Consider the following 24,130-nt stretch of genomic DNA (forward strand, 5'->3'; position numbering starts at 1 on the left):
GCGGGGGGGGGGGTTTCGAGACCCGGGCCGCCGGCAGTTCGGTTCGGTCAGGTGGCCGTCACAGTGCCGCGCACTGGGTGGTGCGGGGGCCGTGCACGGTGTTGGCGACGCCCAGGTTGGTCGGGGCGGGGCTGTTTGCCGTGCAGTTGAGCGGGCCGCGGATGGTGTTTCCGGCCAGCAGGGGTGCGTCGGTGCCGGTGGTGTTGCCGGTCAGGCTGACCGGACCGGCGATGGTGACGTCGATGACGGAGACCGCGTTGGTGGTCTTCGCGATCTGGACCGGGCCGTTGATGGTGGTGTCGGCGAGGAGGATGCCGGCGGCGCCGGTGGCGGTGACCGGGCCGCTGATGGTCGTTCCGGTCGCGACGAGTGCCGCGCCGGCCCGGACGGTGACGGGGCCGTTGATGGTGGCGTCGTCGGCGCAGGTGAAGCCGGAGACGGTCAGTGGTCCGTTGCGTCGGCCGGTGAGGGTCGGGTAGACGCGTTCGCCGTCGGTCAGCTTCTCCACGCCCTTGGTGTCGAGCAGCAGCGGGATGAGGCCGCGTTCGGGTTGGTTGAGGGGGACGTAGTAGCCGTCCTCGGTCTTGATGACCTTCCAGCCGTGTGCGGCGATGCGTTGCGCGACGGTGGTGCCGACGCCGCCGGGTCCGTCGGTGCGGGCGCCGTTGTACTGCTCGTCGGTGAGTTTGTAGGCGCAGGGGGCGTTGTCGAGGATGAGGTCGGCGCGGGGTGCGTCCAGCGGCGGCGGGCTGTCGCCGGGGTGCGGGGCGGGGTAGGCCGGGATGGGTCGGGAGCCGCGGAAGACGAGGCGGCCGGTGTTGGCGGCCTGGATCTCGATGGACTCGGCGCGGGAGTTGAGGATGTCGGCACGGTCGGCGCGGTGGTAGTCGAGGAACTGCTGGAAGGTCCACAGCGCGGAGTAGGTCTTGCGGCGCCGGTTGTTGGCGGTGTTGCCCTCGTCGGGTCGGGTCTGACCGCCGGAGCTGCGCAGTTCGAGCAGGGAGTTGGCGACGTTCTTGAGGCCGAGGGTGTTGCGCAGGATGGTTTCCTCGCTGAGGCCGATGTTGCCGCCGCCTTCGCAGCCGTAGGGGCAGGCCCACCAGCCGGCTTCGGCGCCCTTGGCGTACATGTGACCTTCGATCATGTCCTGGGACTGGTCGAAGATGGGTTGGGCGACGTTCTGGTGCCGCGGGGGCAGCATGGGCAGGTCTCCGGCGCGGGAGTTGCCGAACTCGTGGCCGTCGTAGCCGGCGACGGGTCGGTAGTCGCGGACCATCTTGATGTACGCGGCGGTTTCCGGCTGGCGGATGAGCGAGTAGTCGCGGTTGAGGTCCTGGCCGGTGGAGTTGCCGCGGGTGTTGTTGGCCCGGCCGTCGCCGTTGATGGTGGGGACGATCAGGACGGTGGTTCGGCTGAGCAGGTCCGTGATCCGGGGGTCGGTGCTGAAGGCGAGTTGCCGGGCCATGATGAGGCAGGCCTCGCGGTCGCCCGGTTCGTTGCCGTGCACGTTGCAGTTGATGGCCACCGGTGCGGTGGCGGCGACGGCTTCCGGGGTGGTCGCCGGGGTGGGGTGGCCGATGACCATCATGTTGATGGGTCGGTTCTGCACGGTGCGGCCGAGTTCGACGACGCGGACGCGGTCGCTGAGGGCGTCGATGGTGGCGGTGTAGGCGTACTCGTCGGTGTCGCTGGTGTACTGCGCGGCGTGGGTGGTCTCCCAGCCGGTGCGCAGTTGCTCGCCGGGGGTCGTGGGGTTGCCCCAGGGTGCGGTGGTGGTGGCGACGACCGGGTCGGAGTAGGGCTGTTCGGTGGTGTCGGTGCGGGCGCGTACGCGCCACTGGAAGGTGTCGCCGGGGTTGAAGCCGGCGTCGGCGAAGGTGGGTGCCTGTTGGTTGATCTGGCGGTTGGGTCGCCAGATACCGACGATGGTCGGTGCGCCGGTGGGGGTGCCGTTGGCGTCGATGGCGGTGCGTTCGATCTGGTAGTCGGTGGCGCCGTCGACGGGTTGCCAGGCGAGGGTGGCGTACCCGTCGGCTTGGCGGACGGTGAGGGCGGTGACCTGGTGGGGTTCCGCGGCGCTCTGGGCGTTGGCGGGGGTGGGTGCGGTGGTGAGGGTGAGAGCGATGAGGGTGGATACGGCGATGAAGGTGGATCGCTGACGTCTCATGTGGCCTCCGACGAGTTGATCGTGGCGCGTGTCGACCAGCATGATCGTCGAAGTGGGTCGATGCAATGATCTTGAGGGAATCTTGCGTCTCGGGGCGGTGCTCCCCCGGGCGCGGCTGAGCCACGGTGCGGCCGGTCGGGCGATGACGCTCAGCCGAGGTCGACCAGCAGGGGGCGGTGGTCGGAGATGGTGGACGCCGGTGCGGTGACCGCCCGTACCGGTGGGAGCTGGTCGAGGGCGTGCCGGTCGGCGAGGATGTGGTCGAGTTGGACGCGGGGCTGCCCGGAGGGGTAGGTGGGGCGGCGGCCCAGTGGATGCCAGCCGGAGACGAGGCGGGCCGCGCCGGCGGGCAGGTTGAGGTCGCCGAGCAGGACGCGGGGGGCGGGCAGGGCGCGCAGGGCGCGGACGGTCTGTCGCAGTTGGCGGGCGTTCCAGCCGGGCACGAAGGACAGGTGTGTCGCGGCCACGGTGAGCGGGCCGTACGGGGTGTCGAGGATGGCGGCGAGCACGACGCGGGGTTCGTCGTGCAGGAGGATCAGGCCGCCGCGGGGGCCTGGCACGTAGACCGGTGAGCGGACGGGTGCCGGTTTGAGTCGGGTGATGTGCCAACTGCGTACGGGGTGTCGGCTGATGAGGCCGATGCCGTAGCAGGGTTCGCCGTGCCCGTCGTCGTCGTGGCGCAGCGGGCGGAAGTGTTCCCCGGGGGTGCCGACGACGGCGGCGGCGAAGCGGTGGTGGGGTGCGTCGAGGGCGCGGGCGGCGATGGCGGTGAGGTCGAGTTTGCCGCTGCGGTGTTGGTCGCGGTCGACCTCCTGCAGGGCGAGCACGTCGGCGTCGAGGGCGCGTACGGCGTCGGCGAGGCGGTCGGAGTCGACGAGCCCGTCGGTGAGGGATCGTCCGTGCAGCAGGTTGAAGGTGGCCAGGCGCACTCCTGCACCTTACGTGCCCGTGGCATGGTTGCCGGGTGCTGAAGGTGCTGCTGTGTTCCGTGCTGGTGTTCGTGGCGGTCGGCGCGTTGGGGGTGTGGTTGCGGCGTACGAGGGGTCGGTGACCGGGTGAGGCTGGCCACTCGGGTGCTGGTCGGGCGCGTCGGGTAGGCAGAATTGCCGCCCGTGGACGCCGTGACGCTGAGTACCCTGCTGGCCGCCGCCGCGATGGCCGGGTGGGTGGATGCCGTGGTCGGTGGTGGTGGGTTGTTGCTGCTGCCGGCGTTGTTGGTGGCTGCCCCGGGGTTGCCGGTGGCCACCGCGTTGGGCACGAACAAGCTGGCCGCGATCTTCGGTACGGCCACCGCGGCGGCGACGTACGCCCGTCGGACGAAGGTCGACTGGCGGGTGGCGGCACCGGCGGCGGGGGTGGCGGTGCTCAGCGCGGGGGTGGGCGCGGCGCTGGCCGGGGCGGTGCCGGCATCGGCGTACCGGCCGGTCGTGCTGGTGGTGCTGGTGTCGGTGGCGGTGTTCGTGCTGCTGCGTCCCCGGATGGGGGTGGTGGCGGTGCCGGCGAAGCGGACTCCGGTGCGGGTGGCGGTGGTGATCGCGGTGGCCGGTGTGGGCATCGCCCTGTACGACGGTCTGATCGGTCCGGGGACCGGCACGTTCCTGGTGTTGGCGTTCACCGCTGTGATCGGCGCGGACTTCGTGCACGGCTCGGCGATGGCGAAGGTCGTCAACGCGGGCACGAACCTGGGCGCGTTGGTGGTGTTCGGGGTGACCGGGCACGTGTGGTGGCTGCTGGGCGCGGGGATGGCGGTGTGCAACATCGCCGGCGCGGTGCTGGGGGCGCGGATGGCGTTGCGCCGCGGGTCGGGGTTCGTGCGGGTGGTGCTGCTGGTCGTGGTGGTGGCGTTGGTCGCGAAGCTCGGGTACGACCAGTGGGTGGCCCGCTGATGGCGGTACGCCCCGAGCATGACCGTGCGGTCCTGGCGCGGTTGCTGGGCCGTGATCCGGTGCTGCACGCCTACCAGTTGGGTGACCTGGACGACTTCTTCTGCCCGTACACCTCGTGGTTTCGCTCCGGGGAGCAGGTCGCGTTGCTCTATCGCGGGGTGGACCCGCCGACGCTGCTGGCGTTCGCGGCGCCGGCGGACACCGGGGCGCTGGCGGCGTTGCTGGCCGACCTTGCGCCGGGGTTGCCCGCCCGGTTGTACGCGCACCTCTCCCCCGGGCTGTCCGACGTGCTGGCCGGGTCGTTCCGGTTGGACTCCGGTGGTGCGCACCACCGGATGGCGTTGACCGATCCGGTCCGGTTGTCGGCGGTGCGTCCGGAGGGTGTGGTGCTCGGGCCGGCGGACCTGCCGGGGCTGCGCCACCTGTACGAGCGGGCGTACCCGGGGAACTGGTTCGATCCTCGGATGCTGGACACCGGGCAGTACCTGGGCGTACGCGAGGGCGGTGAGCTGGTGGCGGTGGCCGGGGTGCATGTGTGGTCCCCGGCCTACCGGGTGGCGGCGTTGGGCAACGTCACGACCCATCCGCTGTGGCGTGGGCGAGGGCTGGGCGCGGCGGTGGTGGCGGCGTTGTGTGTGCGGCTGCGCGAGACCGTGGAGCACGTCACGTTGAACGTGAAGGCGGACAACACGGCGGCGGTAAGGCTCTACGAGCGGGTGGGGTTCACCCGGGTCGCCGACTACGAGGAGTGGACGCTGACGGCCCGGTGACGCCTCGCCGCTCGTCTCGGGTGGTGCCGCCCGCGGTCGGGTCAGCGGCGGCGGCTGGGTGAGTCGAAGCGGCCGGCGCGGATCTCGCGCAGGGCCCGGCGGCGGATGTCACCGCGCAGGGTGTCGACGTAGAGCGTGCCGCGCAGGTGGTCGGTCTCGTGTTGCAGGGCGCGGGCGAGGAACCCACTGCCGGCGATGGTCAACGGTTCGCCGTGCTGGTCGACGCCGCGGGCGGTGGCGTGCAGGGCCCGGGCGGTCGGGAAGTACAGCCCGGGGATGGACAGGCAGCCCTCCTCGTCGTCCTGGAGCTCGTCGGACAGTTCGAGGGTGGGGTTGATCAGGTGGCCGCGGTGCCCGTCGGCGTCGTAGACGAACACCTGGGCGCTGACGCCGATCTGGGGTGCGGCGACGCCGGCGCGGCCGGGGGCGCCGAGCAGGGTGTCCATCAGGTCGGTGACCAGGGCCCGCAGCTCGACGTCGAAGGTGGTGACCGGTTCACATTCGGTGCGCAGGACGGGGTCGCCGATGATCCGGATGGGCCGCATGGTCATGTCGGTCAGCGTATCGCCGGTGGCGGTGGGGTCACCGCCCGGCCAGGGTGGCGCGGATCGGGGCTGTCTTCGCGGCGGCTTCGGCGACTTCGGCGGACGCGTCGCTGTCCCAGGTGATGCCGCCGCCTGCCCAGGTGTGCAGGTGCTGGCCGTCGGCGGCGGCGGTACGGATGGTCAGGCCGAGGTCGACGCGGCCGGGGGCGACCCATCCCAGCGCGCCCATGCTGGCGCCGCGACCGACGGGTTCGAGAGCGGCGATCTGGGTGAGGGCGGCGCGCTTGGGCGCGCCGGTGACGGACCCGCCGGGGCAGGTGGCGCGCAACAGGTCGGCGAGGCCGAGGCCGTCAGCGGCCGCGGCGCGGACTGTCGACTCGGCCTGCCACAGGTCGCACCAGCGGCGGACGGTGAACAGGTCGTCGACGGTGACGGTGCCGGTGCGGGCGATGCGGGCGAGGTCGTTGCGTTCCAGGTCGACGATCATGACGTGTTCGGCGCGTTCCTTGGCGCTGGCGAGGAGTTCGGCGCGGCCGGTGGCGGTGGCCGGGCGGGTGCCCTTGATGGGTCGGGTGATCAGATGTCCGTCGGTCACCTCGATGAGGGTTTCCGGGGAGGCGCAGCCGATGGCCCAGCCCTCGCCGGTGAGGACGCCGCCGTAGCGGGCGCCGGGGAGCGCGCCGAGGCGGCTGAGGGCGGGCAGGGGGTCGCCGGCGTAGCGGGCGGCGGCGTGACCGACGAGGTTGGTCTGGTAGACGTCGCCGCGGCCGATGGCGGCGCGGACCTGGTCGACGGCGTCGGCGTGTTGACGCGGCGTCCAGCTCTCGGTCCACTCGCCGAGCCACCACGGCGACGCCGGTGCGCCCGGTGCGGTGGCCCGGGTGGGGCGGTGGTCGTAGACGACGACGGCGAGGTCGGGCAGGGTCGGCGCGGGCTCGGGCGCCGCGCCGGGTGCGCCGGCCAGGTGGGCCCCGGCCGCGGCGGACAGGTAGAGCGCCGCCCCGCAGACCCCGGTGTCGTGCTGGCGGGTGGCGGGTCGGGTGAGGTCGTGCAGTGGCAGGCCGTGCGCGGCGAGGAACTCCTCGGCGACTGCGGCGGGGTCGCCGCCGTCACTGAGGCGCCACTGCAGTCGGGCGCGTTCGGTCAGGGCGCCTCGGCACGCGGCCGGCGCCGCCGGCACATCGACCAACGCGGTCGGGCCACTGCCCGCGGCCAACGCAGCTGAGCCGCTGCCCGCGGCACCAACCTGTGGGAGCGTTTCCACGCCGTACGGTCCGACCTTCCTCATCCGTTCAGTGGATTTCCGGTGCGCCAGGTGGGCACCTGCTCGATGCTGGACACTTTCGCTTGGTACTGTGCGTCACTGGTCATGTGAACCATGACACAGTGCCCCCACAGTCCGGAGAACCCGATGTGCCAGCACCAACCGACCTGCCCCTCTGCTGAAGCCACCGATCGGGAAGCCGCGCGAGTCCTCGCTTGCTTCCGTGAGCAGGGCTGGAGCCTGCTCTGCAATGGTGTCATCGTCTTCGAGGACACCGGCGAGCTGCTCCCCGACGGCAGCAGCATCGCACCGCACCGTGGCCCCGCCCGTCACGCCCTCGTCGCCTGATCGACCACTCAGAGTCACCGAATAGCCGCCGTCGACCCAGGCTGGTCCCCCGGTAAGGGACACCGAGCCCAGGTCGCAGCGGCTGCCGGGGCGGCCAACACCGCCCGCCCCGGCTCGCCGTCGTTCGTCCTCGAACGCCCCCGGCGTTGTCAGTCCTCGAACGCCTCCGGCGACGGGCACGAGCAGACCAGGTTCCGGTCGCCGTACGCGCCGTCGATACGCCGCACCGGCGGCCAGTACTTCCCGGCCCGGTCCACCCCTGCCGGGTACGCGCCCACCGACCGCGGGTACGGGTGCGGCCACTCGTCACCGCTGACCATCGCCGCGGTGTGCGGCGCGTTGGCCAGGGGGTTGTCGGCCGCCGGCCACTGCCCCGAACCCACCTGCTCGATCTCCGCCCGGATCGCGATCATCGCGTCGCAGAACCGGTCCAGCTCGGCCAGGTCCTCGCTCTCGGTCGGCTCCACCATCAGCGTCCCCGCCACCGGGAACGACATCGTCGGCGCGTGGAAGCCGTAGTCGATCAGCCGCTTCGCCACGTCGTCGACGCTGACCCCGGTCGCCTTCGTCAACGGCCGCAGGTCGAGAATGCACTCGTGCGCCACCAGGCCCTTGTTGCCGGCGTACAGCACCGGGAAGTGTCCCCGCAGGCGCGCCGCCACGTAGTTCGCCGCCAGGACCGCCACACCGGTCGCCCGGGTCAGCCCCTCGGCGCCCATCATCCGCAGGTACGCCCACGGGATCGGCAGGATCCCCGCCGACCCGTACTTCGCCGCCGAGATCGCCGGCGTGGAGTCCGCGTGCGCGCCCAGCGGGTCGCCGGGCAGGAACGGCGCCAGGTGCGCGCGCACCGCGACCGGGCCCACGCCGGGGCCACCGCCGCCGTGCGGGATGCAGAACGTCTTGTGCAGGTTCAGGTGCGACACGTCCGCGCCGAACTTGCCCGGCTTCGCGAACCCGACCAGGGCGTTGAGGTTCGCCCCGTCGACGTACACCTGACCGCCGGCGTCGTGGACCTTCGCGCACAGCGACGCGATGCCGGTCTCGTACACGCCGTGCGTCGACGGGTACGTCACCATGATCCCGGCGAGCGCGTCCCGGTGCTTGTCGATCTTCGCGTCGAGGTCGACCAGGTCGACGTTGCCGTCGTCGTCGCAGGCCACCACGACGACCCGCATGCCGGCCATCACCGCCGACGCCGCGTTGGTGCCGTGCGCCGACGACGGGATCAGGCACACGTCGCGGTGCGACTCACCCCGCGAGGCGTGGTAGGAGCGGATCGCCAGCAACCCGGCCAGCTCACCCTGGGAACCCGCGTTGGGCTGCACGCTGACCGCGTCGTAGCCGGTCACCTCGGCCAGCCACGACTCCAGCTGGCCGATCATCTCCCGGTACCCGGCGGTCTGCGCGTCCGGCGCGAACGGGTGGATGTGCGCGAACTCCGCCCAGCTGATCGGCTCCATCTCGGTGGTCGCGTTCAGCTTCATCGTGCACGACCCGAGCGGGATCATGCCCCGGTCCAGGGCGTAGTCGAAGTCCGACAGCCGGCGCAGGTAGCGCAGCATCGCCGTCTCGGAGTGGTGGCTGCGGAACACCGGGTGGGTGAGGAAGTCACTGGTGCGGGCCAGGTCGACAGGCAGGGCCGCGTCCACGGCCCCGTCGAACGTGGGCACCCCGAACGCCGCCCACACCTGCGCCAGGTGCGCGAGCGTGGTGGTCTCGTCGCAGGACACGCCCACCCGGTCGGCGTCGACCAGCCGCAGGTTCACGCCCCGCTCGGCGGCCGCCGCGACGACCTGCGCGGCCCGGCCCGGCACGCTGACGGTCACGGTGTCGAAGAACGCGACGTCCGCGACGTCCACGCCGCCGGCGCGCAGCCCGGCCGCGAGCCGCGCCGCCATCTGATGGGTACGCGCCGCGATGTCACGCAGCCCGTCCGGGCCGTGGTAGACGGCGTACATGCCGGCCATCACGGCGAGCAGCACCTGCGCGGTGCAGATGTTGCTGGTCGCCTTCTCCCGCCGGATGTGCTGCTCGCGGGTCTGCAACGCCAACCGGTAGGCCGGGTTGCCGTCCGCGTCGCGTGACACCCCGACCAGGCGCCCGGGCAGCATCCGCTCCAGGCCCGCCCGCACTGCCAGGTAACCGGCGTGGGGCCCACCGAAGCCCATCGGTACGCCGAAGCGCTGGGTGGTGCCGGCGGCGATGTCCGCCCCGATCTCGCCCGGTGCCCGTAGCAGCGTCAACGCCAACAGGTCCGCAGCGACCGTGACGAGAGCCCCGGTGGCGTGTGCGGCCTTGACGAGGGCGCTGTGGTCCCGGACCGCCCCGGACGCTCCCGGGTACTGCAGGTGCAGGCCGAAGAACTCCGCCGGCACCTCGTCGCGCTCGACGTCGACGACCCGCACCTCGATGTCGAGGGGCTCGGCCCGACTGGTGATGACCGCGATGGTCTGCGGCAACGCGTCGGCGTCGACGACGTACACCCGGCTCTTGCTCTTGGAGGCCCGCCGCGCGAGGGTCATGGCCTCGGCCGCGGCGGTGCCCTCGTCGAGCATGGAGGCGTTCGCGGTGGCCAGGCCGGTCAGGTCGGTGACCATCGTCTGGAAGTTCAGCAGCGCCTCCAGGCGGCCCTGGCTGATCTCCGGCTGGTACGGCGTGTACGCCGTGTACCAGGCTGGGTCCTCCAGCACGTTACGGCGGATCACCGCCGGGGTGTGCGTGCCGTGGTAGCCGAGACCGATCATGGAGACGGCGACGGTGTTGCGGGCCGCCAGGGCGCGCAGCTCGGCGATCGTCTCGGCCTCGGTGGCCGGGTCCGGCAGGTCGAGGGTGCCGTGCCAGCGGATCACCTCGGGGATCGCGGCGTCCATCAGCTCGTCGATCGAGCCGTGCCCGACGACCTCCAACATCCGACGCTCGTCGTCGGGGCCGGGACCGATGTGACGGGTGGCGAACTGCTCTACGGTCATAGGAGGCACTCCCGGGGCGAGGTCGACGTGTCGGCCTCCCCCTCTGTCGCACCCCAGGGGGCGCTCCACAGTGCCTGCCCACGAGGTCCTTTTGCCTGAGAGGTTCCGGGGAGGATTTGCCCCTTCGGCGCCGCCCTGCGTGCTGTCGGGCGGTCTCTCCCACGTGGGTGTTACCGGCGCTCCCAACGCTACCAGCGCCGGTGTTTCCCGCAGATGTCCTACCCCGGCCCCCGTGCCCGCCGTTCAGACCCCGACCGTCGCCGCGTTGCCGGCGACCCGGGCGGCCAGCTCCGGCAGCAGCGCACCCAACGGGGCGTCGACGCACACGCTGGCGTGTGCGTCGCCCCGCGTCGGACCCTGGTTGACGATCGCCACCGGGATGCCCTGTTTCGCCGCCCGAATCACGAAACGTCGCCCCGACATCACCGTCAACGACGACCCCAGCACCAGCAACGACCGGGCCTGCCCCACGGCCGCGAAGCAGCGCGCCACCCGCTGCGGCGGCACCGTCTCGCCGAAGAACACCACGTCGGGCTTCAACATGCCGGTGCCGCAGATCCCGCAGTCCACCGGCCGGAACGCCGCCACCTGCTCGTCGGGGAGATCCACATCACCGTCCGGGTTGACCGCGGCGACCCGGGCCACGAAATCCGGGTTGGCCTCGCGCAGCCGCCGGTCCAGTTCCTCCCGGGAGGTCAGGTTGCCGCAGTCCAGGCAGGTCACCTCGTCGAGGCGACCATGCAACTCGATCACCGACGTGCTGCCGGCCGCGCCGTGCAGACCGTCGACGTTCTGGGTGATCACCGCGTCGACCAGCCCGGCCCGTTGCAGCCCGGCGACCGCCCGGTGCCCGGCGTTGGGCGCCGCGCCCGCGATCAACCGCCATCCGAGGTGGCTGCGCGCCCAGTAGCGCCGCCGGGCGAGGGGGTCACGGGTGAACGCCTGGAACGTCATCGGGGTGTGCCGCCGGGCCACCCCGCTGGGCCCCCGATAGTCGGGGATGCCCGACTCGGTGGACAGGCCCGCGCCGCTGAGCACCACCACCCCACCACCGGCCACCAGCGAGGTCAACGCGTCGAAGCTCTCCGTCACCCCTCCATGCTGCCTCAGCGCACCCGCCGACGCCGAGCCCTCACCCCGGCGGGAAGCGCCGCGACGTCTACACCGCCACCATGTCGGCGACGACGCAGGCGATGTTGTCCGGCGCACCCTCGGCCCGCGCCAGGTCCATCAACCCCCGCACCGTCTGCTCGGGATCGGTGGCCGCGCCCAGCACCGCGCACAGATCGGCCCGGTCGACGACGGCGGACAACCCGTCGGAGCACAGCAGGTACCGGTCACCGGGCAGCGCCGTACGGAGCGCGAGATCCGCCTCGACCTGCGGACCGGCGCCGAGGGCACGCACCAGCATCGCCCGCTGCGGATGCGTGGCGGCCTCAACGGGGTCGAGGCGACCCTGATCCACCTGGGCCCGCACCCACGTGTGGTCCTGCGTCAACAGCGACAGCTCACCGTCGCGCAACAGGTACGCCCGGGTGTCACCGACGTGCACGAGGGCCAGTTGGGAGCCGCTGCGCAGCAACGCGGTCAGCGTGGTGACCGGCTGATGATCGTCGGTCGCCAACCCGCGCACCGCACGGTCGGCGTCGGCGACCGCACCGGCGAGCATCGTCAGCAGCTCCACGGCCGGCGCGTCCGTGAGCTCCAGCGGCCTGAGGGCGTCGATGGCGGCAGCGCTCGCGTCCGCGCCACCGGCCCCTCGCATCCCGTCGGCGACGGCGAGCAACCGCTGGCTGGCGTACGCGGCGTCCTCGTTGCTGTCGCGCACGGCACCGGTCTCACAGTCGGAGGCGTAACGGACGGCAAGGGTGGGGTTCGGTGATGACACGGTGGTGCTCCCTCCGGACAGATGATCCACGAGGATGGTGGCGAGCCGGGCGCGCGCCGCGGTGTCGGCGGTGACCTGCCGCCAGTACGCGGTGATCGCCTCAGCCGCCGCCGCGGGCGCCAACCCACACACGGTGCGGATCATCGCCAGCGGCATGCCGATGCGACGCAGCTGGGCGACCAGCCGGGCCAGCGGCACCTGGTCCGGGTCGTAGAGCCGGTACCCCGACTCGGGATCGACCGCGGCCGGCAGCAGCACCCCCACCTGGTCGTACAGGCGCAGGGCCTTCGGTGTCAGTCCCGCCGCCTGGGCGAACGCCCCGATGGTCAGCAGCCCCACGTCGGCTTCCTCCTCGTGCCGGTCACGGCGACCGACAGGCACCAGACTGGGCCTTGACCAAAGGTCAACGTCAAGACCCGGACCGCGCGCTTCGGGTTGGGACGCCTTGTGCCGCACGTGCTGGCGGCACCGCCGGTAGTTTGGTCATATGCGAGTCGTCATCGCCGGAGGTCACGGCAAGATCGCCCTACTGCTGCAACGTCACCTCGCCGAGCGCGGTGACACCCCGGTGGGTCTGATCCGCAACCCCGAGCAGGCCGCGACACTGCGCGCCGCCGGCGCCACCCCCGTCGTCTGCGACCTGGAACACGCCGACGTCACCGAGGTCGCCGCGCACCTCGACCGCGCCGACGCGGTGATCTTCGCCGCGGGCGCCGGCCCCGGCAGCAGCGCCGCCCGCAAGGACAGCGTCGACCGGGGGGCCGCCGCGCTGCTCGCCGACGCCGCCACCCGCGCCGGTGTCCACCGCTACCTGCTGGTCTCCTCCATGGGCGTGGACGACCCACCGGCCGCCGGCACCGACGACGTGTGGGCGGCGTACCTGAGGGCGAAACGCGCCGCCGAGGACGACCTGCGCGGCCGCGACCTGGCCTGGACGGTGCTGCGACCCGGCCAGCTCACCGACAACGAGCCCACCGGGCGGGTCACCCTCACCCGGCACGCCGGCCGTGGCGCGATCAGCCGCGCCGACGTCGCCCTGGTCCTCGCCGCACTGCTGGACACACCCGGCACCGCCGGTGCGACCCTGGAACTCGTCGACGGGCCCACCCCGATCGCCGACGCCGTCCAGGCCGCCCACGCCTGACGGGGACAGCGCCGCCCGCCCCGGGCCGCTAGTCGCCTGCTCCGGCCGCTGCCAGGAAGATGTTCGCCATCGCAGCGGCAAGATCTTTGGGGTTCTGCGCGGCCTCGGCCCGGCCGCCGGTTGTCTCGGCGACCGCGCGCAACGTGTCCAGGTCCGCGCTTTCGCCGATGCCGATCGAGAACACCGGCACCGGGGGCTGGCTCTGGGTGAGCTGTTTGAGGAATTGCGCCTTGTCCATGGCATGGGGTGAGTTTCCGTCTCGGCCGTCGGTCAAGACGACGACGATCGCCCGGCGATCTGGCCTGATCTTGGTTTGCATATACTCCACGGCGTCGAGCACCGCCTTATACAGCGGCGTTCCGCCATCAGGAATAGGAGTGTATGCCGCAATCTTTCGGCCGACGGCTTCGCGACGCGTTTCGCTCTTTACGGTGCCGGTGATGGGCCCTAGGGGAACAACCACCTCGGTTGGCGGGCTTTTCGCAGTTGGCGTGCCAAAGAACCACAATCCGAGTTCCGTGTCATTGGTGAACGTCTGCGCGGCGACAGCGCCGAAGGACCGAAGCAGCGTCGCCTTGGTCTCGGTGCGACCCGGCCCGACGACCACGGGAGCGGCCATGGAGCCTGAACGGTCGACGACCACGAGCACCCGAAAGCGTTCCGGTAGGTAGCGGGACCATTCGGCCGCTTCCAGGCCCAAGCTCACGTCTGCGACCGCCGTCGGCTCGGCGATCTTCAAGGGCAGACCCTTGGGTACGCCGACCCGAGGCGACGGCCCCCCGAAACCGGTGAGGCGAAAACCTGCGGCCACCAGGGCGTTGCTGGTGTCCACCGATCGCAGCGCCCCAATGAACTGGGTGAGCAGCCGGCGCTGCACGGCAGTGGCGGTGGACTGACCTGCGATCGCCACGGGGTAGTCAGCCTCGACCGCGATGTCGGTGGCATACAGGTTCAGCACTGGATTGTCCCGGCCATCGTTGTGCTTCCAGAGCTGCTGCTCGAGCACCAGGAACATCCCGAGGTCGGCAAGGGCCTTTCTGTCGCCGCCCTGCTCGGCGGCGACACGTAGCAACTCACCGGCCGACGCGTCCGCGTCGAGCAGCCTGCTGCGCAGCGCGAGGGCCCGAAGCTTCGCTACGCCGGGCTCGGTTCCAGGCACGGCCGCGGCGGCCTGCACCGCCACGAAAGACAGCAGACCGGCGGTGTCCCGGGTCGGGTCACCCATACTGAGCTTGACCGACCCTCCCACGACACCGCTCAACAACGTCGCCCACGAAAAGCCGGATCGGGCCCAGGGCGAACCAGCCACACCCGCGGGCGCAGCAAGAACCACAGGAGACCGTGCCAGGGAGTCGTCGTGGATGGGGTAGACACGCCGGTCCGGGTCGACGCTGTCCAGCCAGATGCGAGACGACGGGATCCACACCTGCAGCCCTTCCGGCGCACCCTTCTGTGCCGTGATCGCCGGATCTTCCCCGACGACATCCACCGCACCGCAGACATCACCCATCTTTCCCACCGCCGCTGCCACCGCAGGCACAATCTCGGGGGCCACGACGACGCGCAGGGACTCCGCGCCCTTCCCGCAGGACGAGCCCGGTGACAGCTTGTCCATGATCCCCGCGTAATTCGTCGTGGCGGCGACTACCAGTCCCGCGACAACGACAGAGGTCAGCACAAGAAATCTGTTCCGGAGCCGAGGCCGGCGACGATGGCGTTGCGGAGGCTCAACCCCGCCCAACTCCGCACCACGCTGGCCATGACGATTGGTAGTCACCGACGAACGATCCCTGCCACCACTATCGGTAGTCATGTCTTCTCTCACAGTTGCAAACGCGCGCGAATTTCGGCCGCCTGAACGAGCGGTAACTGATCTTCGCGTAAAGTTACTTGACAGGCGACAAGGGCCTGAAAGCGGTCGCCGAAACTGCACCTGTTCGCATTTGAACAGATAGCGTCACACTGTCTATGTCGATTCTGACAGATAGCGTCATGCTGTCTATGTCGATCCACGACAAGCGGCACGCGCGATGTGGGCGACCAGCCCCGGCTACGCCCCGGCTCTGAAAGACCCGGGCAGCGCCACAGCAGCTCCCTCGATCTTCATGCCCTCGCGGACCCGCCTCGAACTCGGCGGTTGGTCGTTCCCACCAACACCGGAGCCGGGGCGAGGTCCGGCAGAAGCGGACCCCACCCCGGCGGCGTCACCGCTGCTGGTGCCGCGGCAACGCCGACTGCCCCGCCGTGCCCCCCACGAAGGGCGCACCCGGCGTCTCCGCGGCGATCCGGTCCATCGTGCGGGCCAACTGCTCACTGCCATCGTCGAGATGCCGCGCCGCCGCCTGCATGTGCGACACCATCATCTCGCCGAAGATCCGCAACGCCTCCCGGGTGGCCACCGTGTCGTCGAAGCTCGGCCCCGCCGCGCTGCGATACTCCGCCACCGCCCGTTCCGCCTCCTGCTTCGCCTCCGCCTCCGCCGCATGCAGGTAACTCTCGTACTGCACCCGGGCGTACTCGGCGACCCGTCGCGCGTAGTCATGCGCCTGCGCGATGATCTGCTCCGCCTCCCGCTGCGCCGCGGACAGCAGATTCACCTCCCGCGCCGCCGGGACCTTCGCCGCCGCCCCCGTACTCGGGATCACCCCGTGCCGGTGCAACTCCACCCGGTCGGTCAGCCGCTCGTTCTCCGCCCGCAACGTCGCGATCTGCGTCGCCAACAGGTCCAACTCGTCGGCCACCTGCATCCGGAACCGGTCCACGTCGGCGTTGTCGTAACCACGCCGGGCGAACGACGCGGCACCGAACTCCCACCGCCGAACCCGGTCGGCGGTCATCCGCACCTGCACACCACCGGAAACCTGCATCCCGTCATACCGACTGATCGGGGTCGCGCTCACCTGTCCGCCCCTCCGATCGCGACTGCGGGACCCGCAAGCTCACCTCTCGCGCTCACCTGAGCCCACCTCCCGAAGTGTCACCGGCGGTCGTCTCCTGCACCGCCGTGCGCCAGGCCGCGCCATACCACTGCGCGCCCAGGCCCTCGTGGTGCACCTGACCCGCGTGGAAACCCGCCTGGGCCAACGTCCGCACCGCATGCGAAACCATCTCGTCGGACCCGCACACGAACACGTGCCGGGAACGCCAGTCACCGTCGGCCAACGCCCGATCCACCGCGTGCACGAACTCCCCCGGCCGGTGCACGTCGGCACCCACCACGTAGGTCACCGTCAACCACGGGTACGACGACGCCAACTTGTCGATCGCCTCGCTGTCATAGAGCTCACTGCGGGAACGGGCCCCCACATAGAGATCCACCCGCCGGCGGGAACCCTCCGCCGCGACCTGCTCCACCAACGCCTTCACCGGCGCCCAGCCCGTCCCCGCGGCCACCAACAAAAGGTCACTGGAACCCGCCGACCACAACCCCAGCCGATCCCCCACCGGCGCCGCCAGGTGGATCCGATCCCCCACCGCCGACCCGTACACCAACCGAGACGACACCGCCCCACCCGGCGCGGCCCGCACATGCAACTCCAACGTGCCGTCCGCACGCGGCGCGTTCGCCGGCGAGTAGTACCGCCACGACCGCACCGCCGGATGCGACACCCCGATCGACTGACCCGGAGTGAACGGCAACAGATACTGCGGGCGCACCGTCAACACCGCCACGTCGAACGCCCGCCGCTCGTGGGCCACGATCTCCGCCACCCACCACGGCGGGTTCACCGCCTCGGCGGCCTGCGCGGCCTCCGTCATCACCTGGGCCACCAACCCGTACGCGGCCGCCCAGTCCGACGCCAACTCGTCGGTCCACTGCTCGGCGAGGAAATGCTGCAACGTCGCCAACAGCGCCTCACCGACCGCCGGGTAGTGCTCCGCGCGGACCGCGAACCTGCGGTGGTCCGCACCGAGGTCCTGCAGGAAACCCACCAGGTGCTCCACCTGGTCCACGTTCGACACGATGTGACCCAACGCCGTCACCAGGCGATCCCGCTGCCCGGCCATGTTCGTGGGGAACATCTGCCGCGTCTCGGGATGAGCGAGGAACAACGTCGAGTAGAAGTAGAGCGGCACCTGATCACCGTGCCCGGCGACCACCGACCAACTCTGCTTGAGTCGGGCCGCGTCCACGCTCAGACGCCCGACCGGTTTCCGCGGGACACCACCTGGTCCTGCACCTGCCCCAGCACCGTCTGCACGTCCGCCAGGATGTCCGCCGGCACACCCAACTCGGTCAGCGTCACCACCAGGTGCCCACCGACCATCGCGTAGTGCTCCACCGGGATGTTCAACGGCTGGTGCGCCTCCGCCAACCCACGACCGGCGTACTCGTCAGGGCCACCCAGCACCGTGGTCAACATCAACGTCAGATGCCGCCGCTGACCCACCATGTCCACATCGGAGAAGTAACCCGCCAACTCCGGGTCGACGAGCACCTTGTCGTAGAACAGGTCAACGGCCGCCTTCACCGCGCTGGCACCGCCAATGCGGTCGTAGTGCGAGGCGGGCGCGGTCTCTTCGGTAACCGTCACGGTCATTCCTCCGGGGGGTGAAGGGGCCAGAACCGTGTCGGACCATAGCGTGTCAACCGCCTCCGGTCAGTGCCCCCTTATCGGGTTCCCGACAACACGAAGACACGCTGCGTCACCACTACCGATGAGTATCTCCACAAGGAGCCACCACAACGACACCCACAGTGTCCACAATAGACAACAGGGCCTGGCGAACCCGCCCACCGTCACCGACGGTCGCGACAAAACGAACCGAAAAAAACCCGGAACCCGCCAACGCCCCCGGCGTTCAGCCAGCCCGCCGCCGCGCCCGCCGCGCCGCCAACTCGTCACCGACCGGATCCGACTCGGACGCCGCCGCCGGCTCCGCCGGGCCGCTCGTCGCCGGCTCCGCCGGCAGATGCGACAACGACCCCTGGATCTCCTTGAAAGCCCCACCGATCGCGATCCCGAAGACACCCTGGCCACCCTGCAACAGGTCGACCACCTCCTCCGGGGACCGGCACTCATACACCGTCGTCCCATCGGAGATCAGCGTGATCCCGGCCAGATCCTCCACACCACGCGACCGCAACGCCTCGATCGCCTTACGGATGTTCTGCAGAGAAACCCCCGCGTCCAACAACCGCTTCACGACCTTCAACACCACCAGGTCCCGGAACGAATACAACCGCTGCGTCCCCGAACCCGAGGCGTCCCGCACGCTCGGCACCACCAGCGTCGTCCGCGCCCAGTAATCCAACTGCCGGTAACTGATGCCCACCGCGTGGCAGGCCGTCACACCCCGGTAGCCAACCGAACCCTCACCCTCAGCCACCCCATGAGGCGACGAGGCACCAGGCTCATCGAACTGTCCACCCGGATCAGAATCCCGCGGCTCGTGCATCCGGACAACCTCCCCGTCAGTGTGGCGACGCGTCGTTTCCGGGACGCGCACCCCTCGACATGGCAACCCTAACGCCACCGTCAGGGGTTACCAGGGAGGAACCGACGCGACACGCCGCGCAGCCACCGAGAAAGATCACCAACCCGCCCGCAGCATCACCCACAGTGACACTTCAAGGCGCAGAGCCCAGGCCCACCTCAGCCCGCGAAATCCTCCGGACGCACCTGCTCCAGGAACTCGCGGAACTTCTCCACCTCGTCCTCCTGCTCGTCAGGGATAACGATCCCCGCCTCGCTGAGGACCTGCTCCGAACAACGAATCGGCGCACCGACACGCAACGCCAACGCGATCGAATCGCTCGGCCGCGCCGACACCCGCACCCCATCACCGATCAACAGATCCGCGTAGAACACGTTCTCCTTGAGCTCGGTGATCTCCACCGCCTGCAAGGGCGCCTTCAACGCCGCCAACACATCCCGCAGAAGATCGTGGGTCAACGGCCGGGCCGGCTTGACCCCCTGCTGCTCGTAAGCGATAGCCGTCGCCTCGACCGCGCCGATCCAGATCGGCAGATAGCGGTCACCCTCGACCTCCCTGAGCAGGACGATCGGCTGGTTGCTGGGCAGCTCCACCCGAACTCCGACCACGCTCAGCTCGCGCACCGCCGCCTCCGTGTCGTTGTCACCTACGCCGCACCGCGCCCTTCCCTGCACGGTACACGGACCGCGACACGGCCGTCCCATGCGCTACAGCACCACGCCCGCGCCAGAAAGGGGTTACCCCGGCAAGCCTACGGCACGCTTCCCGGAAGAGATCTTTCCGCTCAGCCGCCACCCACCGGGCACATCACCGACCCAACGTCGACCGCAAACCCACCCGCACCAACGCCGCGTGCAACTGCTCCGACAACGCCACCAACTCCCGCGCCATCTCCGCCGCACGCGCCCGCGCCGCCGGATCACTCTGCCGCGCCAACGGCGCCACCAACTGCGCGAACAAACCAACCTCACGGTCAGCCGCAGTCCGGTAACCCCGCAGATGCCGCGGCTCCAACCCGTACGACGCCAACCCCGCCACCGCCGACGCGATGATCAACGCGTCCGCGTCATACCACCCCGGCGGGTCCGACACCAGCACACCGAGCCGCTCCAACTCCACCAACGTCGACTCGTCGATCCCACTGCGCGCCACGAGATCCGCCCGGCCGAGCCGCACCTGCGACGACTCGGCCGGCTCCGCCAACTCACGGCCCGGCACAGCACCATCGGGACCAACCGCCACCAACGCCGGCCGCGACCGCCCCGGCTGCTCACCGGACGAATCCCACTGCGCCAACTGCTCACGGATCACCCGCAACGGCAGGTACTTGTCCCGCTGCGCGGTCAACACGAACCGCAACCGCGCCACATCGTCCCAGCTGTACTTCCGGTAACCCGCAGCCGTCCGCTGCGGCTCGACCAGACCCTCAGCCTCAAGAAACCGCAGCTTCGAAATCGTGGTGTCCGGGAAATCCACCCGCAACTGCCCGAGCACCTCACCGATGCTCATCAGCGGCTGAGACCGGGCCGCACCGGGTGACGTGGAGGCCGCAGGCTCGTTCACCCCCGGCCGGCCTCCTCCTCCGGGCGCGGACCGGCGATGAACACGACCCGGAACTTACCGATCTGAACCTCATCACCATTACTCAACGTGGCTGCCTCGACGCGCTCACGATTCACATAGGTGCCGTTCAAACTACCCACGTCCCGCACCGTGAACGTGCCACCGTCACGGTGGAACTCCGCGTGCCGACGCGACACCGTCACGTCATCGAGGAAGATGTCACTGTCCGGATGCCGGCCACTGGTCGTCACATCGTGGTCCAACAAGAACCGGGCACCCGCATTCGGGCCTCGACGAACCACCAGCAGCGCCATACCCGGCGGCAACGAACCGGACATCCGGCTCGGCACCACATCGGTGTCCGGACCCTCCAGCACTTCGTCGAGCGAACCGAGATTGAGCGTCGAAGTGACGTCGAGCGGGGGGAACTCGTCGTCTGGCCGCGTCATGGGACCACCTCACGGATCTGTTCGGTCGGCGTCGGGTAATGGCGGGTCTGGCCGCCGGGCACTTGAACACCCGGCGGCTGGCTCCCCGTGCCCGGGAAGGCAATTCCGCAACGCTCAACTATTGGGTTCTCGGTCGACTGGGCGAGCCTAGCCAGCGCCGAAATGCAGGGCAACCGGACGCGCGCAGACAACCCACGCGCCGGATCAAGCACACTCAGCCTTCGGTGATCTTCTGATACGCGCCGGCCGTGAGCAACCCGTCCGTCGCGGTCGGATCATTCGGCGTGATCTCCACCAACCAACCCTCACCGTACGGATCAGTGTTGATCAGCTCCGGCGTGTCACCCAACGCCTCATTGCGGGAAGCGACCGTACCAGCGACCGGGGCGTAGATCTCCGACACGCTCTTGGTCGACTCGATCTCACCCAACGAGTCACCGGCCGCGACCACCGCACCCGCCTCGGGCAACTGCACGTACACGATGTCACCCAGCGCGTCCTGCGCGAAGTGCGTGATGCCGACCCGGATCGAACCCGTGCCGTCACCCGCCACCCACTCATGCTCGGCGGTGTATCGCAGATCCTCGGGAATCACCAGACGCGTCCTTCATCCATCGGTGCCCCGGACCACCCGGATCCGGCGCGGCCGCGCCGGTCAGGAGACCGGACGGGCGTGTTCCAACTTGATCGGCACGTGCAGCGCCGAAACCTCGGCAACCTCACGCTCCCCAAACGTCACGTTACCGCCGACACCACGGACCGACGCCACCACCCCACCAGGAATGTTCAACGCCGTGCGCATCGTCGCCGGATCACCAATCACCGTGATCGTGAACGGCGCCGTCAACCGACGCCCCTCCACCACCAACGACCCGTTGTCCCCGTCGAGGAAGTACGTCGACGCGATGATCCGCACCGACGCCCCGTCACCGCCGGAAATCTGCATCGCCTCCGCGCCAGCGCCCCGCAGCTCCTGCACCGCGTCCAGCACCCGATTCGCCGAGATCGGCTTGGCACCGGCGTCGAACCGCACCGTCAACCCCGGCCCGACCGCCGGCAACGTGCCCGCCAGGATGCCCAACTCGTCCGCCCGCCGCGTCGCCTCGTCCAACGCCGCCTGACGCCCCTGCTCACCCGACTGCAACTGCCGCTGACTGTCCTCCAGAGCCCGGATGTCCTGCTGAAGACGGTTCTCCCGCGCATCCAGATCCGACAGGATCCGGACCAGGTCCTCCTGGCGCGTCGCACCCAACGTCGGATCCGTCGACGTCGTCTTCAACTGCACCACCAACGTGAAACCCAGCAACGCCAACAACGCGGCGATCATCACCCCGGCCGTACTCCACCGGGACCGACCCGCCGCCGGCGCCGCCGACTCACCAACCGGCTCACCCAACCCGTCGGAACCCGCAACCGGCTCCCCCGACCGCGGCACCGCGCTCAGGTCCACCGTCGCACCGTCGTCGACCGGCTCCACCGCCGGCTCATCCTCCACCGCCGGCTCATCGACCGGCTCGCGCTCCGCCGGCCCCTGCGGCGCCAACGGGCTCAACTCGTCCGGATCCGGCGCGTCCGGACGAGGATCCGGCTCACCCGCCGGCCCACCCGGCCGCGCCGGACCCGCAGGCTGCGGCCACCCCGTCCCCGTGTCGGTCTGCTCGTCACTCATCGCAACCCAACCTACGCCCGGAACAGGTGCCGGCGGATCGCCGCCACGTTGCCGAAGATGCGCACACCCAGCACCACCACCACACCGGTGGACAACTGCCCGCCCACCCCCAACTGGTCACCCAGATACACGATCAGACCAGCGACCAGCACGTTGGAGATGAACGACACCACGAACTGCTTGTCGTCGAAGATGCGGTCCAACCTCGCCCGCACCCCACCGAACACCGCGTCCAACGCGGCCACCACCGCGATCGGCAGGTACGGCTGCAACGCCGCCGGCACCGTGGGATCAAGCCACACACCGAGCACCACACCGGCGAGCAACGCCAGCACCGCGATCATCGGCCACCTCCGGAGGGGCTAACGGTCGTCGTCGGACCAGACGACCCAGGACTGCCGGAACGGACACCCGACGCGGAAGGGCTCGGACTGACCGACGGCTTGGCGTAGCGTAGCTGCGGCTCCGGAGCCGCCGGCAGGGTGAGGTCATCCGCCTCCCGCACACCGAACGACAACCCGGTCTTCTGCGCGACCTCCCGCATCAACGCCGCGTTACGACTGTCCTCGAACTTGCGCCGCATCGAACCCGGCCCGATCGCCGACACCTCGTACGGCCCGGTCACCGGCCGGAAATCCACCAGCATCGCCTCACCCGCCGACCGGATCGTCGACGTCGACGTCAACCGCTGCCCGTTGATGGAGACCGCCTCCGCGCCGGCACTCCACAACGCGTTCGCCACCCCCTGCAGATCGCTATAGAGCACCCGCGACGGCCCAGCGCCAGCACCGGTCACCACGTCGGCCTTGTCCGGAGCATCCGCCAACCGCACCACGACACCGTCGCCGCGCACCCGACCCAGCCCCGTGCTCGCCTCCATGTCCCGCAACCGGGCGGCGGCCGTCCCGCTCAACGCCGCGTCGCGCTGTCGGCTGACCTCCTCGCGCAGCTGATCCGCGCGCGTGGACAACCGGTCGGTCTGGTTCTCCCGTTCCTTGATCTGCGCCACCAGGCCGGAACGGGCCTGGCTGCGCCCCGGCTCGTCCGCCATCGTCTGCCGGTACGCGACCGCGAACAGGAAACCGAGCATCACCAGCACGACCAGACTGACCGACCGCGTCGGCCAGGCCCGCCATCCCGCGGCGCGCCCGGTGGACGCCGACCGCTGACGGGCAGCCGCCGCGTCCGCGTAGCCCGGGTCCAGGGGGTTGCGGAACAGTTCGGTGAGGAAATCCGGCGCGTACACCCGGTCCTGGCGGGGCTTGCCCGGTTCGGGCGCGCTCACGCCGCCGCCCCCGGGCCGCGCGCCGCACGCACCAGCCGAGCCGCCTGCACGACGTACATCCCACCGGCCACCCAGTAGAGCACCAGCCCCCACCAGGCCAGCCCCCAGCCGATCGCGGCCATCGCCGTCGACGCCGCACTCCACTCGGTGGCCAACAGCAGCACCGGGAACGCCGCGAGCAGCAGGAACGTGGCGGTCTTGCCCACGTAGTGCACCGGCGGCGGCCCGTAGCCGTAGCGGCGCAACACCGCCAGCGAGGCGAGCAGGAGCAGCTCACGGGCCAGCAGCGCCGCCGTGAACTGCCACGGCACCACCTCCCGCGCGGTGAAGGCGAGCAGGGTGGCGAGGATGTAGAGCCGATCGGCCAAGGGGTCGAGCAGCTCACCGAGTCGGCTCACCTGGCGCAGTCGGCGGGCGATCCAACCGTCGACCCAGTCGGTGGTGCCGCCGATGGCCAGCACGATGATCGCCGCCACGTCGGCCCGCTCGACCAGGAACAGGTAGAGGAAGAGCGGCACGCCCAGCAGCCGCCCGAAGCTGATCAGGTTGGGCAGGGTGAGCACCTGGTTGCCGGGAGTCTGGTCACCGGTGTCCGGCGGTTGCTCTGCCCGAGCCGGCCGACGCGACACCGATCCTCCTCCACGGCACGTGGGCCCCGAGCCGACGTCGAGCGTGGCTGAGGGTCGTACGCGCTGTCGGGCCGGCCACCGCCGGCTCCCCCTGCGGCCCCTGGCGGGGCCC

The 24,130-nt window shown here is 70.5% G+C and carries 24 protein-coding genes and 1 riboswitch; of the genes, 4 read left to right on the forward strand and 20 right to left on the reverse strand.

Going from position 1 to position 24,130, the window contains the following annotated elements:
* Positions 1 to 58: 58 nt before the first annotated feature.
* Together KBX34_RS26925 and KBX34_RS26930 are read right to left on the reverse strand one after the other, a co-directional pair.
* Positions 59 to 2,167: a M14 family zinc carboxypeptidase gene (locus KBX34_RS26925; RefSeq protein WP_210927694.1), complete on the reverse strand. Its 2,109-nt coding sequence runs from the start codon at positions 2,165 to 2,167 to the stop codon at positions 59 to 61.
* 149 nt (positions 2,168 to 2,316) lie between these two features.
* Positions 2,317 to 3,096: an endonuclease/exonuclease/phosphatase family protein gene (locus tag KBX34_RS26930; protein ID WP_141909448.1), complete on the reverse strand. Its 780-nt coding sequence runs from the start codon at positions 3,094 to 3,096 to the stop codon at positions 2,317 to 2,319.
* Between the two features lie 183 nt (positions 3,097 to 3,279).
* Here KBX34_RS26930 and KBX34_RS26935 point away from each other — a divergent pair, with 183 nt between their 5' ends.
* Together KBX34_RS26935 and KBX34_RS26940 are read left to right on the forward strand one after the other, a co-directional pair.
* The gene (locus KBX34_RS26935; RefSeq protein WP_307871508.1) at positions 3,280 to 4,053 is read left to right on the forward strand and encodes a TSUP family transporter; all 774 of its coding nucleotides are present in this window, start codon (positions 3,280 to 3,282) and stop codon (positions 4,051 to 4,053) included.
* Positions 4,053 to 4,823 carry a GNAT family N-acetyltransferase gene (locus KBX34_RS26940; RefSeq protein ID WP_210927696.1) on the forward strand — a complete coding sequence of 257 codons (771 nt, stop codon included), beginning with the start codon at positions 4,053 to 4,055 and terminating at the stop codon, positions 4,821 to 4,823. Before KBX34_RS26935 ends, KBX34_RS26940 begins: the two co-directional genes overlap by 1 nt.
* A gap of 41 nt (positions 4,824 to 4,864) precedes the next feature.
* Here the strand turns inward: KBX34_RS26940 and def are convergent, their stop codons facing one another.
* Together def and KBX34_RS26950 are read right to left on the reverse strand one after the other, a co-directional pair.
* The gene (gene def / locus KBX34_RS26945; protein ID WP_210927698.1) at positions 4,865 to 5,374 is read right to left on the reverse strand and encodes a peptide deformylase; all 510 of its coding nucleotides are present in this window, start codon (positions 5,372 to 5,374) and stop codon (positions 4,865 to 4,867) included.
* 31 nt (positions 5,375 to 5,405) lie between these two features.
* Positions 5,406 to 6,656 carry a chorismate-binding protein gene (locus tag KBX34_RS26950; protein WP_374223723.1) on the reverse strand — a complete coding sequence of 417 codons (1,251 nt, stop codon included), beginning with the start codon at positions 6,654 to 6,656 and terminating at the stop codon, positions 5,406 to 5,408.
* Positions 6,657 to 6,779: 123 nt separating this feature from the next.
* Between KBX34_RS26950 and KBX34_RS26955 the strand changes: the two genes are divergently transcribed.
* The gene (locus KBX34_RS26955) at positions 6,780 to 6,980 is read left to right on the forward strand and encodes a DUF5999 family protein (RefSeq protein WP_007460326.1); all 201 of its coding nucleotides are present in this window, start codon (positions 6,780 to 6,782) and stop codon (positions 6,978 to 6,980) included.
* A 149-nt stretch (positions 6,981 to 7,129) separates the two neighbouring features.
* Here the strand turns inward: KBX34_RS26955 and gcvP are convergent, their stop codons facing one another.
* From gcvP to KBX34_RS26970, 3 genes are all read right to left on the reverse strand, one after another.
* A complete protein-coding gene (gene gcvP / locus KBX34_RS26960; protein ID WP_210927700.1) occupies positions 7,130 to 9,952 on the reverse strand; it encodes an aminomethyl-transferring glycine dehydrogenase in 2,823 nt (940 codons plus the stop codon).
* 73 nt (positions 9,953 to 10,025) lie between these two features.
* A riboswitch (glycine riboswitch) is annotated at positions 10,026 to 10,124 on the reverse strand.
* Positions 10,125 to 10,195: 71 nt separating this feature from the next.
* Positions 10,196 to 11,044 (reverse strand): NAD-dependent protein deacetylase, encoded by an 849-nt coding sequence (locus tag KBX34_RS26965; protein WP_210794058.1) that lies wholly within the window; start codon positions 11,042 to 11,044, stop codon positions 10,196 to 10,198.
* 67 nt (positions 11,045 to 11,111) lie between these two features.
* Positions 11,112 to 12,179 (reverse strand): MerR family transcriptional regulator, encoded by a 1,068-nt coding sequence (locus KBX34_RS26970; protein WP_210794088.1) that lies wholly within the window; start codon positions 12,177 to 12,179, stop codon positions 11,112 to 11,114.
* A 148-nt stretch (positions 12,180 to 12,327) separates the two neighbouring features.
* Between KBX34_RS26970 and KBX34_RS26975 the strand changes: the two genes are divergently transcribed.
* Positions 12,328 to 12,984 (forward strand): SDR family oxidoreductase, encoded by a 657-nt coding sequence (locus KBX34_RS26975; RefSeq protein WP_210927708.1) that lies wholly within the window; start codon positions 12,328 to 12,330, stop codon positions 12,982 to 12,984.
* A gap of 28 nt (positions 12,985 to 13,012) precedes the next feature.
* Here the strand turns inward: KBX34_RS26975 and KBX34_RS26980 are convergent, their stop codons facing one another.
* The 13 genes from KBX34_RS26980 to KBX34_RS27040 all read right to left on the reverse strand — a co-directional run bounded on the left by KBX34_RS26980 (position 13,013) and on the right by KBX34_RS27040 (position 24,018).
* Positions 13,013 to 14,599, reverse strand: coding sequence for a substrate-binding domain-containing protein (locus KBX34_RS26980; protein ID WP_210794060.1), 1,587 nt, complete (start codon positions 14,597 to 14,599; stop codon positions 13,013 to 13,015).
* Between the two features lie 589 nt (positions 14,600 to 15,188).
* On the reverse strand, positions 15,189 to 15,884 hold the full coding sequence (locus KBX34_RS34120; RefSeq protein WP_088948238.1) for a DivIVA domain-containing protein: 696 nt from the start codon (positions 15,882 to 15,884) through the stop codon (positions 15,189 to 15,191).
* 52 nt (positions 15,885 to 15,936) lie between these two features.
* Entirely contained in the window at positions 15,937 to 17,118 is a 1,182-nt protein-coding gene (locus tag KBX34_RS26990) for a globin domain-containing protein (RefSeq protein WP_210927710.1), read from the reverse strand.
* A gap of 2 nt (positions 17,119 to 17,120) precedes the next feature.
* Positions 17,121 to 17,519 carry a group 1 truncated hemoglobin gene (locus KBX34_RS26995; protein WP_088948240.1) on the reverse strand — a complete coding sequence of 133 codons (399 nt, stop codon included), beginning with the start codon at positions 17,517 to 17,519 and terminating at the stop codon, positions 17,121 to 17,123.
* 268 nt (positions 17,520 to 17,787) lie between these two features.
* On the reverse strand, positions 17,788 to 18,384 hold the full coding sequence (locus KBX34_RS27000) for a MerR family transcriptional regulator (RefSeq protein ID WP_210927712.1): 597 nt from the start codon (positions 18,382 to 18,384) through the stop codon (positions 17,788 to 17,790).
* 197 nt (positions 18,385 to 18,581) lie between these two features.
* Positions 18,582 to 19,046 carry a bifunctional nuclease family protein gene (locus tag KBX34_RS27005; RefSeq protein WP_088951760.1) on the reverse strand — a complete coding sequence of 155 codons (465 nt, stop codon included), beginning with the start codon at positions 19,044 to 19,046 and terminating at the stop codon, positions 18,582 to 18,584.
* Positions 19,047 to 19,230: 184 nt separating this feature from the next.
* Positions 19,231 to 19,932: a MerR family transcriptional regulator gene (locus tag KBX34_RS27010; RefSeq protein ID WP_172862197.1), complete on the reverse strand. Its 702-nt coding sequence runs from the start codon at positions 19,930 to 19,932 to the stop codon at positions 19,231 to 19,233.
* Positions 19,933 to 19,982: 50 nt separating this feature from the next.
* A complete protein-coding gene (locus tag KBX34_RS27015; RefSeq protein WP_007071101.1) occupies positions 19,983 to 20,435 on the reverse strand; it encodes an FHA domain-containing protein in 453 nt (150 codons plus the stop codon).
* Between the two features lie 214 nt (positions 20,436 to 20,649).
* A complete protein-coding gene (gcvH, locus tag KBX34_RS27020) occupies positions 20,650 to 21,030 on the reverse strand; it encodes a glycine cleavage system protein GcvH (RefSeq protein ID WP_088948243.1) in 381 nt (126 codons plus the stop codon).
* 60 nt (positions 21,031 to 21,090) lie between these two features.
* Positions 21,091 to 22,104 (reverse strand): DUF881 domain-containing protein, encoded by a 1,014-nt coding sequence (locus KBX34_RS27025; RefSeq protein ID WP_099853676.1) that lies wholly within the window; start codon positions 22,102 to 22,104, stop codon positions 21,091 to 21,093.
* 11 nt (positions 22,105 to 22,115) lie between these two features.
* Positions 22,116 to 22,448 (reverse strand): small basic family protein, encoded by a 333-nt coding sequence (locus tag KBX34_RS27030; RefSeq protein ID WP_030327710.1) that lies wholly within the window; start codon positions 22,446 to 22,448, stop codon positions 22,116 to 22,118.
* On the reverse strand, positions 22,445 to 23,389 hold the full coding sequence (locus KBX34_RS27035) for a DUF881 domain-containing protein (protein WP_210794062.1): 945 nt from the start codon (positions 23,387 to 23,389) through the stop codon (positions 22,445 to 22,447). The genes KBX34_RS27030 and KBX34_RS27035 overlap by 4 nt, the downstream gene beginning before the upstream one ends.
* Positions 23,386 to 24,018: a CDP-alcohol phosphatidyltransferase family protein gene (locus KBX34_RS27040; RefSeq protein WP_088948246.1), complete on the reverse strand. Its 633-nt coding sequence runs from the start codon at positions 24,016 to 24,018 to the stop codon at positions 23,386 to 23,388. Before KBX34_RS27040 ends, KBX34_RS27035 begins: the two co-directional genes overlap by 4 nt.
* Positions 24,019 to 24,130 lie beyond the last annotated feature (112 nt).

It is taken from the genome of Micromonospora sp. M61 (genome assembly GCF_018070245.1).
Classification (GTDB): Bacteria; Actinomycetota; Actinomycetes; order Mycobacteriales; family Micromonosporaceae; genus Micromonospora; species Micromonospora zamorensis.

Excerpts from the sequence above, each read along its gene's own strand:
- KBX34_RS26925 (WP_210927694.1), bottom strand. The coding sequence starts at position 2,167 with ATGAGACGTCAGCGATCCACCTTCATCGCCGTATCCACCCTCATCGCT.
- KBX34_RS26940 (WP_210927696.1), top strand. The coding sequence starts at position 4,053 with ATGGCGGTACGCCCCGAGCATGACCGTGCGGTCCTGGCGCGGTTGCTG.
- def (WP_210927698.1), bottom strand. The coding sequence starts at position 5,374 with ATGACCATGCGGCCCATCCGGATCATCGGCGACCCCGTCCTGCGCACC.
- KBX34_RS26950 (WP_374223723.1), bottom strand. The coding sequence starts at position 6,656 with ATGAGGAAGGTCGGACCGTACGGCGTGGAAACGCTCCCACAGGTTGGT.
- KBX34_RS26955 (WP_007460326.1), top strand. The coding sequence starts at position 6,780 with ATGTGCCAGCACCAACCGACCTGCCCCTCTGCTGAAGCCACCGATCGG.
- gcvP (WP_210927700.1), bottom strand. The coding sequence starts at position 9,952 with ATGACCGTAGAGCAGTTCGCCACCCGTCACATCGGTCCCGGCCCCGAC.
- KBX34_RS26975 (WP_210927708.1), top strand. The coding sequence starts at position 12,328 with ATGCGAGTCGTCATCGCCGGAGGTCACGGCAAGATCGCCCTACTGCTG.
- KBX34_RS26980 (WP_210794060.1), bottom strand. The coding sequence starts at position 14,599 with ATGGACAAGCTGTCACCGGGCTCGTCCTGCGGGAAGGGCGCGGAGTCC.
- KBX34_RS27000 (WP_210927712.1), bottom strand. The coding sequence starts at position 18,384 with ATGCACGAGCCGCGGGATTCTGATCCGGGTGGACAGTTCGATGAGCCT.
- KBX34_RS27010 (WP_172862197.1), bottom strand. The coding sequence starts at position 19,932 with ATGAGCATCGGTGAGGTGCTCGGGCAGTTGCGGGTGGATTTCCCGGAC.
- KBX34_RS27015 (WP_007071101.1), bottom strand. The coding sequence starts at position 20,435 with ATGACGCGGCCAGACGACGAGTTCCCCCCGCTCGACGTCACTTCGACG.
- KBX34_RS27025 (WP_099853676.1), bottom strand. The coding sequence starts at position 22,104 with ATGAGTGACGAGCAGACCGACACGGGGACGGGGTGGCCGCAGCCTGCG.
- KBX34_RS27030 (WP_030327710.1), bottom strand. The coding sequence starts at position 22,448 with ATGATCGCGGTGCTGGCGTTGCTCGCCGGTGTGGTGCTCGGTGTGTGG.